Origin of the sequence: Clostridium sp. (genome assembly GCF_032552055.1) — a bacterium.
Classification (GTDB): Bacteria; Bacillota; Clostridia; order Clostridiales; family Clostridiaceae; genus Clostridium.
On record NZ_JAWGSV010000109.1, the window covers coordinates 1 to 10,221 of the forward strand.

Below are 10,221 nucleotides of genomic sequence, written 5' to 3' on the forward strand. Positions count from 1 at the left end.
ATATAGTATTTAATATTAATTTAAATGTAAGGGAAATTTCTTTACCATTAGGAATATCATTTTATACTTTTCAATTAATATCCTATATAATAGATGTTTATAAAGGTAAAGTAATTCCTCAGAAGAATATAATAAAGTTTTCTTTATATGTATTGATGTTCCCACAACTTGTAGCAGGCCCTATTGTAAAGTACTCTGATATAGAAAAAGAAATAGAATATAGAAAGGTAACAATATATAAATTTGGACAAGGTGTCGAAAGGTTTATTATTGGATTAGCAAAAAAAGTTTTAATAGCTAATAATTTAGGAGCTATTTGGATGGAAGTAAAGAGCGTAAATATTGATAATTTATCATTATTAGCAGCTTGGATAGGTATAATAGCATTTACATTACAGATATATTTTGATTTCAGTGGATATTCAGATATGGCCATTGGACTTGGGAAAATGTTTGGCTTTGACTTCTTGGAAAATTTCAATTATCCATATATGTCAAAAAGTATAACGGAGTTTTGGAGAAGATGGCATATATCGCTTGGTAGCTGGTTCAAGGAGTATTTATATATTCCTTTAGGTGGGAATAGGAGAGGAACTCTAATTCAATTAAGAAATATTATTATAGTATGGCTAACCACTGGATTATGGCATGGCGCAAGTTGGAACTTTATTGTTTGGGGGCTTTATTTTGGTTTTATACTATATTTTGAAAAGATCTTTTTTAGAAAAATATTAGATAAGCTACCTAAGTATATATGTCACTTATATACTATGATAATTGTTACAATAGGATGGGTATTCTTTGATGCTGATAATTTAAGATCAGCAATTGAGTATATAAAGGTAATGCTTGGATTTGGGAATATTATTGTAGATAAATTAGGGACATATTTAATTAACACTAATGTAATATTAATTGTACTATCCATAGTGTTAGCAACCAATATTCTAAAAAAGTCTATTGAAAATATTATGAAGTTCTTTAAAAAGAATGATTTGGTACTAATAGTATTTATAGAGTTTATTATATTTATTGTAAGTATAGCTTATTTAGTATCAGAAACTTACAATCCATTCTTATACTTTAGATTTTAGAAATAGGTGAATACATATGAAAAATTATAAAACAAAAAAGAATAAATTTGTTAATAGAAATATTAAGAAATTTAGTGAAAGCTATTTTCTATTTTTATCTTGTATCTTTATATTGACATTGATATTTTTTGTAATAGCAAATTTTATTAGTTTAGATAAAGATTTTTCTGAAGTTGAAAATAGAAATTTACAAAGTAGACCTAAAATCCTATCAGAAAATTATACAGAAAACTTAAATAGTTATGTTGCAGATCAATTCTTTAAGAGAACAAATTTTATTTCATTTAAAGCAAGAATTGAATTGATGATGGGGAAAAATAAAATAAACAATGTTTATATAGGTGAAGATAATAAATTATTTGAAGATTTTAAAATAACCTCAAATGAGGATTTATTAAATAAAGTAAGTGTTATTAATGAATTTAAGAAATCAAATACAGACTTAAATATTAACTTTATGCTAGTACCTACTGCTACAAGTATTCTAAATGATAAATTACCAAAGTATTCACCTGTTGATGATGAGATAGAATATATTAAAGCGGTAGAAAGAAATATATCAGAAGATATTAACTTTATTACAGTATACGATAAATTAGAACAATATAAAGATGAATATATTTATTTTAAAACTGATCATCACTGGACAGCTGATGGAGCATATTTAGGGTACAAGGCTTTTTGTGAAGCCACAGGAATAGAAGCTACTAATAAAGAAGAACTTCAAAGTATAATAGCATCCAATGACTTTTATGGCAGTTTATCTTCTAAGATAGGACTCTTTGGATTAGGTAAAGATAAACTGAAAATATATATTCCTAATAACAAAAACGTATTAGTTAATTATGTTACTGAACAAAAAAAGGAGCCAAGTCTTTTTAATAGTGAAAAACTTTATAATAAAGATAAATATCAGGTTTTTCTTGATGGAAATCACCCACTTATAGAAATTGAATCAGATAAAAATACTGATAAGAAGATATTGATAATAAAAGATTCATATGCAAATAATTTTGTCCCTTTTTTAACAGAGAATTATGGGAATATTTTTCTTATAGATTTAAGATATTATAAAGATTCTGTTTCAGAGTTTTTAATTAACAATGATATAAAAGAAGTACTTTTTCTATATAATGTTAATACTTTTAATGAAGATGACTCAATTTTTAATTTAGCAGCTTAGAGGATAGGGCATAAATACTTGACAATAACTTATAATATAAACATAATTAATACAAAGTATAAGATTTATTATATAACTTAATATATTATAAAGTAGGGTGATATAAATGATATTTGGTAATATTGAAGGAGTAAAGAAGACCTTCTTAGAGGAACTTGAGGGATTATATAGAGCAAAGGTATTAAAAGATGAGGTTTGTAGTGAAGAGATAATTCAGACTATATCAAGAATTTCATCTAATATAGAAAGAGAAATTAGTGTTGCTATAGACAGGAGAGGGAAAGTTGTATCAATTACAATAGGAGACTCAACTTCTGTAGAAATAGGAATGATTGATATTAGAGAAAGAAGACTATCTGGAGTTAGGGTAATTCATACTCATCCAAATGGATATTCTAATTTATCAGCTTTAGATTTATCGGCTTTATTAAAGCTTAAGTTAGATGCTGTTGTAGCTATTGGAGTTTATGATGGTAAGATAACAGACTATTCTCTTGGAATGATAACAATTACTAATGATTTATTAGATTATGAAGAAAATTTAAACTTATCTTTAAATGAATTACTTTCTATTAATATTTTAGATAAAATTCAACATATTGAGGGTTTAATAAAGGAAAGAGAAATAACTGAGGATCATGGAGAAAAGGCTATCTTAGTTGGAGCTGATAGTAAAGAGAGCTTAGAGGAATTAAAGGAATTAACAAAGGCTTGTGATATTCCAGTATTAGATATGGTATATCAAAGCAGAAGTAAAGTAGATCCAGCCTTCTATATAGGAAAAGGTAAGGTTTTTGAAATAGCATCATTAAGACAAAGCAAACATGCTAACTTAATTATATTTGATGATGAACTTTCAGGTTCTCAAGTTAGGAATCTAGAAGCGGCCTTAGGAGCAAAGGTTATAGATAGAACTACATTAATACTAGAGATATTTGCAAGAAGAGCTAGAAGTAAAGAAGCTAAGATCCAAGTAGAATTAGCTCAGCTTAAGTATAGAATGAGTAGATTGCAAGGCTTAGGTACTATGCTTTCAAGAACAGGTGGAGGAATAGGTACAAAGGGACCAGGAGAAAAGAAGTTAGAAACTGATAGAAGACATATTAAAGAAACTATTTATGATTTAAATGATGAATTAAAGAAAATTAAGAAGACTAGAGAAGTTCAAAGGGAAAAGAGAAATAAGGAAAGTATTCCTAAGGTTTCTTTAGTGGGATATACTAATGCAGGTAAATCAACTCTTAGAAATAAATTGTGTGATATTGCAGCTCAAAAAGAAGCACAAGGCAAGGAAAAGGTTTTTGAAGCTGATATGCTATTTGCTACATTAGATATTACTACTAGATCTATTATCTTAAAAAATAAGGGAGTTGTAACTATAACAGATACAGTAGGATTTGTTAGAAAACTACCTCATGATTTAGTCGAAGCTTTTAAGTCTACATTGGAAGAAGTGATTTATTCAGATCTTTTATGCCATGTTGTAGATGCATCTTCAGATAATGCATTAGAACAAATTGAAGCTGTAGAAGTAGTGCTTCAAGAATTAGGAGCTAAGGATAAGGATACTATTTTAGTTTTAAATAAAATAGATATGGTTTCAGAAGAAAATTTAGATTCTATAAGAGAATCTACTAAAGAATATGAAACTATAGAAATATCTGCGAAGGAAGGTATAAACTTAGATGGATTATTATCTTTAATTGAAGAAAAACTTCCTTATAAAATGAAGAAATGTGAATATTTGATTCCTTATGATAGAAGTGATATAAATTCATATCTTCATAGAAATGGAAGAGTTTTAGAAGAGGAATATAGAGATAATGGTAGTTTTATGGTAGTAGAAGTTGATGATGAAAGTTATAATAAGTCAAAAGATTTTGTAATAAATATACTACAATAAAGTGATTTTAGAGGAACTAATCCAGGCACGTAGCAGTGCCTAGCTCCCATATTGAGAAGATGGGAGTATTAGCAATGGTGGCCATTGGATAAACAATAAGTGAAATAAAAACTGCAATGAAGGTTAGACTTTATTGCAGTTTTTTAATATAATAAATTGTAATAGTACAATTATTATAAGGTGGGATGGGGAATGGCAAAATCAGTAGCAGAATATCAAAATGCATATTTAGAAATAACTGAAATTTTAAAGAAGAATCCTAATGTTATTTCAATATTTGTTTTTGGTAGTATGGTTTCAGGTGATTTATGGGAAGGTTCAAATATAGATTTATTTGTAATATATAAAGATGGATTTAATAAGATAAGAGATATTTATTCAGAAGTTTTAGATATACCAGTACATATTAAATTTCTTAGTAAAGATAGTTTCAAAAATTATCTAAAATCTGCAGGGAAAAGAGATTTAATTAAAAATTATTTAATGTCTTCTAAACTAATATACTCGATAGATAATGAAATAAATGAGTTAAATCAACAAGTGTTGTATATGATAGATAAAGATAAGGGAAGATGGAATTTAACATACTTAGGAAACTTTTATAAGGAAGTTGGAATATGTAAAAAGTATTTAAGTAAGGGTAGCAGGTATACTGCTCATGAATTATTAATTAGAGCTCTGAATAATTTTTCAATGCTTTATTTAAGTATAAATGGATATACAGTTACTAAAGATTCATTAAATATGGCTTGCAATTTAAATGATGAATTGAATATTAGGGTTCAAAATCTTTTATATAAAGAAGTTACTGAAGAGAGTATAAAGTCCTTATTAAATTATATGGAAGGTTATTTAGAATTTAATATAATTAAGGCTGCCAAAGAAATGATTGATTTTATTAAAAAGGAAAATAAATACCTTAGTGCTTTTGAAATCGATAATAATAGTTATTTTGAAAACTTTAAGATTAAAACAGAGGAAATTTTAAAGGTTTTACATAATAATAATATTTTAGTTAAAGAAAAAAGAGAATTTAGAGATGAAAAAGGTATTTTATTATCAATGGAAAATGTTTATAGATATAAAGAGTAAATATTTTTGGGGGAATTATGAAAGAACTTTACAATATAGTCTTTGAAGAGGAAATTCCTAAATATATTCAAATAGCTAATTATATAAAAAAATTAATAGATGGTAAAAAGATAAAGGATGGAGAAAAACTTCCCACAATAAGAGCTTTAACAGATATGTTAGAAGTAAATAAGGTTACAATAGTAAATGCTTATAAAAAGCTAAAGTCTGATGGGTATGCTTATCAAAAGGTAGGTTCAGGTACTTATGCTAAGAAAAGAGAAGTTATCTCCTTATTTAATAGAGAGTATTCAAAAATAATTAAAAGTTTGACTTTAAAAAAATTAGAAGAAGTCATTGATTTTACAGGAGAGACTAACTCAGAAGTTTATTTTCCAGTAGCAGAATTTAAGAATGTTTTAAATGAAGTTTTAGATAGAGATGGAGCTAATGCTTTAATTGCAAAGGAAGCCTTAGGTTATGAAAATTTAAGAGAGACAATTAATAAATCTTTTTGGGATGAAGAATTAGATATAAGAAATCTTCTTATTGTCTCTGGAGCTCAGCAAGGTATAGATATAGCATCAAAAGCAATAGTAAATATAAATGATAATGTAATAGTGGAGAAGCCTACATATGGTGGAGCTATTTCTGTATTTAAATGGAGAAGAGCTAATATTTTTGAAGTAGGCTTAGAGGAAGATGGAATAGACTTAATAGCCTTTGAAGAAATTCTAAAAAAGAATAAAATTAGTTGTTTCTTTACTATGAGCTATTTTCATAATCCAACAGGAATTAGTTATAGTAAAGAAAAGAAACTTAAGATATTAGAACTAGCTAAAAAATATGACTTTTATATTATTGAAGACGATTATTTATCTGAACTTATTTATGATAATAATATTATACATGAACCTTTTAAAAAATTAGATAAATACGATAGAGTAATATATATAAAAAGTTTTTCAAAAATATTTTTACCAGGGATTAGACTGGGCTATATGGTTACACCAACATCCTTTAATGAAATTATTCAAAGGTCTAAGATTAATACAGATATTACTACTTCAAGTTTAATGCAAAGAGCTCTTGAATTATATATTAGTAAGGGATATTGGAAAGAAAATATAGACTTTCAAAGAAAAGAATATATTAAAAAATATAAATTAATGAAAAGTTTAATTGAAAATGAATTAAATGATTATATTAGATATATTGATCCAAAGGGAGGTTTATATTTTTATTTAGAAATTAAGAATAAGAATATTACATCTAAAGAATTATTTTATAAGTTAAGAAAAAGAGGAGTATATATAACTCCAGGCGCTATTTTCTTTAAGGATTCAGTTGATGGAGACTATTATTTTAGAATTAGCTTTTCACAAACTAGTGAGGAAAAAATTATTAAAGGATTTAAAATTATCAGGGAGGAACTGTCTTGAGTTATACTACAGTAAGAAATTATGGTGAAGATAGATTTATAGAAAAAAAGTCTGAATTTATAGGTTATGCTAAAAGATGTGAAAATGAAGAAGAAGCTAAGGCTTTTATTAATGAAATAAAAGCTATGCATAAACAAGCTACTCATAATTGCTATGCATATGTAATAGGTGAAAATATGGGTATCCAAAGGTATAGTGATGATGGAGAGCCACAAGGAACAGCAGGTATTCCTATATTAGAAGTTATGAAGAAAAGTAATGTAACTGATTGTGCAATAGTAGTAACTAGATATTATGGAGGAATACTACTAGGGGCAGGTGGATTAACTAGAGCATATACTAAAGGAGCCTCAATTGCCATTAAAGCAGCAAAGGTAGTTGAGAAGGTTAAGGGACAAAAGTTATTATTTACTATGGAATATGATATGCTTGGTAAAATTCAATATATATTTAATGAAAAAAACTGGCATATTGAAGATATAGAATATACTGATAAAGTAGTGCTAAGTACTATATCAGAAGTTTCTATTGTAGAAGAGATAGAAAAAGAAATAACAGAGGCTTCTAGTGGTAAGATTTTAATTAACAAAGAAGATGAGGATATTTACTTCAAAGAAGAAAACAGGCTCTATAAGGTTATATAATATATTTATTACTATTCAAGTGAATTTGATTCCCAAAGAGCTTGAAGCTTAGAATCACTTTATGTAGAAGATTTGTAATAAAAAAATAATTATGATATAATTCCACTTAGGTTAAAAATTTTAGATTAATGTTGGGAGGAATTAAAATGTCAGGACATTCGAAATGGCATAATATTCAAAATAAAAAAGGTAAAGTAGATGCAAAAAGAGGAAAAATCTTTACAAAGTTAGGTAAAGAAATAGTAATTGCAGTTAAAAATGGAGGCCCTGTTCCCGACAACAATCCAAAATTAAGAGATGTAATTGCTAAAGCAAAGGCTGCAAATATGCCTAATGACAATATAATGAGATCAATTAAAAAAGCTTCAGGTGAGCTATCAGCTGTAAACTATGAAAGCATTGTTTATGAAGGATATGGTCCATCAGGAGTTGCAGTTATAGTTGAAACTTTAACTGATAATAAAAATAGATCAGCAGGTAATGTAAGAAGTGCCTTTACTAAAGGTGGTGGAAACATGGGAGCAACAGGTTGTGTTAGCTTTATGTTCCAAGAAAAAGGTGAAATAGTAATAGAAAAAGAAGATAAAGACGAAGATGAAATAATGATGCTTGCTTTAGATGCCGGAGCAGAAGATTTTGTAGCTGAAGAAGAAGTATTTATAGTAACTACTACACCAGAAGACTTTGGTGCAGTAAGAGAAGCTTTAGAAGTAGAAGGATTAGAATTCTTAGAAGCAGCAGTTAAGATGATACCAGATACTTATACTGAACTAAATGAAGATGATGCTAAGAAGTTCCAAAAGATGTTAGACTTGCTTGATGATGACGATGATGTTCAAGAAGTGTACCACAATGCGGAATTCCCTGAAGGATGGGATGAGTAGGTTCTGAATGATTAAAAATACTAGCTTAGGGCTGAGTTTAGGCTTTGAAATTAGAATTAAATAAATTATTATAATCTAGGTTCGACTTAATGTCGAACCTTTTTTAATTACCAATACATATAAAAAGAAGGGGAATAATGTATTTGTATAGAAATGTATAGTGAGGGGGGGAATAAGATGATTATTAATAATAAGAAAACAAGAAATGCAATTATAAGTATAATGGGAGTTGGTATATTAATATTAGTAGGTTGCAATGGAACAGATAAGTCTGAAAAAATCACTGAAATTGATACACTAGTACAAGAGTATAAAACTGATAATTCTAAGCAAATAGATGTAATGACAGAACTTCATAAATTAAAAAAAGATGAAAATAAAAAAGTTGCAAATAAAGCTAAAGAATCATTAATTCTTATTGAAGACATATCAGTTAGCAAAACTGTATATGAAAGAGTAATAAAGAATACTGAAAATAAATCATTAAAAGATTTAAGTAAAGCTGAAAAGATGATGTACTCAACGCAATTAGAAGAAGTCAGTGAAGTTAGTGAGTACTATGAAGATGCACAAAAATTAATTTCTCAACTTGGTGGTGGAAGCAACAATTCAACTAACAATATTAATGATCCAATAGTGGTAATAGATAGATATACAAGGAACTCAGCTGCTGGACTTGGTGGGTTAGAAATTACTTTAACCAATACTAGTGGAATGGATATAGCTTATGCTTCTTTGGATATTTTAGAAGTAGATAAGAATGGAAATATAATAAATTCAGACTTGACTAATTCATCAGATTTATTTCTTAATAATGAAAAATTAACTATTAAAACAAATTTTGACTATCAATTAAGTAAAAGTGATTTAGAATTTAGAATAAGAGATGTAAGATATAAATAGAAGTAGGGTTCGTAGTAAAATCAACGGGTTCACTTTTGAGGGGCGATTTTAAAAATAACATTAAAATTCACTGATAAAATCACATAGTCTAAAACCATTTATTTTAAAGGATTTTAGACTATTTTTCTATAAAGTAATATACGTTTTCACATATAAAATCACATTCAATATAAAATTATATCGAACGTGATTTTATATGTGATTTTTTTTGTGTTCTTTATTTTGAAGACAATAGAACCTAAATATAAAAATTGCGTAAATGTTCAATGGCATATATCGAAGCTAAGCCAGGCTAATAATTTCTCAATACTCAAAATATACAAAGTATGAAGAAAGTGAAATAATTGATTTACTGATAGCAGATATTTTAGATGATGAATCATTAAAAGATATAATATATTTCAAATAATTAATAAATACGGAGTATATAAGAAAATTATGTTAATATAGTATTAATAGTACCGTATATATTCCTAACATAAAAATAAAAATAAAAATGGGAGGAAAATAAATGAAGAAGAGTAAATGGAAACTAGTTGCATTTTCATTATCAGCAATGTTAATAATCGGAGCGTTGGTCTTTTTTAAATTTTATTATCAAAGCGAAAATCTAAGATACTCACAAGAGTATGTAGGACAACAAGGAAGCATTGATAAAGAAGCCTTTTTAGAGAAGGGAAAAGAGTTTGAAATAGGTGTTAATAAAGATGGGTACGCAGTATTTAAAACACCATCAAAAGCATTAAAAAAACTTAAAACTGATTACAAGGGAGGATTATTAGTTATTCAAAAAGAAAATAACTTATTACCAATAAATCAGTTTAATTATAAATCATACAAAACATACGGGTGGCAAATTACTAGTGGTTCAGAAGAAGAACGAAAAGAAGCAAGCTTTATAACTTCATTTCTTGATATTTACGAAAATAGCTTCAATAAAACAAAGTAAAACATTCATATTTATGCTACAAATAGTTAAGAGCAATCAAAATGATTGCTCTTTTTTATTATTATTTTAGTTGTGAATTTTATTGTGAAAACCTATGTGATTTCTAAGGCTAAGAACTTTTTTGCCCCTGAAAAGTGAAACAGTTCGT

Annotated in this window: 9 protein-coding genes; all 9 read left to right on the forward strand. The window is 27.2% G+C overall.

What is annotated here, in order from left to right:
* Positions 1-1,094, forward strand: a 1,094-nt coding sequence (locus E6248_RS08870; protein WP_316340457.1) for an MBOAT family O-acyltransferase, incomplete at its 5' end; no start/stop codon positions are given.
* Between the two features lie 16 nt (positions 1,095-1,110).
* On the forward strand, positions 1,111-2,277 hold the full coding sequence (locus E6248_RS08875) for a DHHW family protein (RefSeq protein ID WP_316340458.1): 1,167 nt from the start codon (positions 1,111-1,113) through the stop codon (positions 2,275-2,277).
* A gap of 106 nt (positions 2,278-2,383) precedes the next feature.
* The gene (gene hflX / locus E6248_RS08880; protein ID WP_316340459.1) at positions 2,384-4,180 is read left to right on the forward strand and encodes a GTPase HflX; all 1,797 of its coding nucleotides are present in this window, start codon (positions 2,384-2,386) and stop codon (positions 4,178-4,180) included.
* Between the two features lie 192 nt (positions 4,181-4,372).
* Positions 4,373-5,272, forward strand: a complete 900-nt coding sequence (locus E6248_RS08885) for a nucleotidyltransferase domain-containing protein (RefSeq protein WP_316340461.1) — start codon at positions 4,373-4,375, stop codon at positions 5,270-5,272.
* 17 nt (positions 5,273-5,289) lie between these two features.
* Positions 5,290-6,693, forward strand: coding sequence for a PLP-dependent aminotransferase family protein (locus E6248_RS08890; protein ID WP_316340462.1), 1,404 nt, complete (start codon positions 5,290-5,292; stop codon positions 6,691-6,693).
* Entirely contained in the window at positions 6,690-7,337 is a 648-nt protein-coding gene (locus E6248_RS08895; RefSeq protein WP_316340463.1) for a YigZ family protein, read from the forward strand. Before E6248_RS08890 ends, E6248_RS08895 begins: the two co-directional genes overlap by 4 nt.
* A 146-nt stretch (positions 7,338-7,483) precedes the next feature.
* Positions 7,484-8,221 carry a YebC/PmpR family DNA-binding transcriptional regulator gene (locus E6248_RS08900; RefSeq protein ID WP_316340464.1) on the forward strand — a complete coding sequence of 246 codons (738 nt, stop codon included), beginning with the start codon at positions 7,484-7,486 and terminating at the stop codon, positions 8,219-8,221.
* Positions 8,222-8,398: 177 nt separating this feature from the next.
* Complete coding sequence (locus E6248_RS08905) at positions 8,399-9,124, forward strand: hypothetical protein (RefSeq protein ID WP_316340465.1); 726 nt, start codon at positions 8,399-8,401, stop codon at positions 9,122-9,124.
* Positions 9,125-9,635: 511 nt separating this feature from the next.
* Positions 9,636-10,073: a hypothetical protein gene (locus E6248_RS08910; protein WP_316340466.1), complete on the forward strand. Its 438-nt coding sequence runs from the start codon at positions 9,636-9,638 to the stop codon at positions 10,071-10,073.
* The last annotated feature ends 148 nt before the right edge of the window (positions 10,074-10,221 follow it).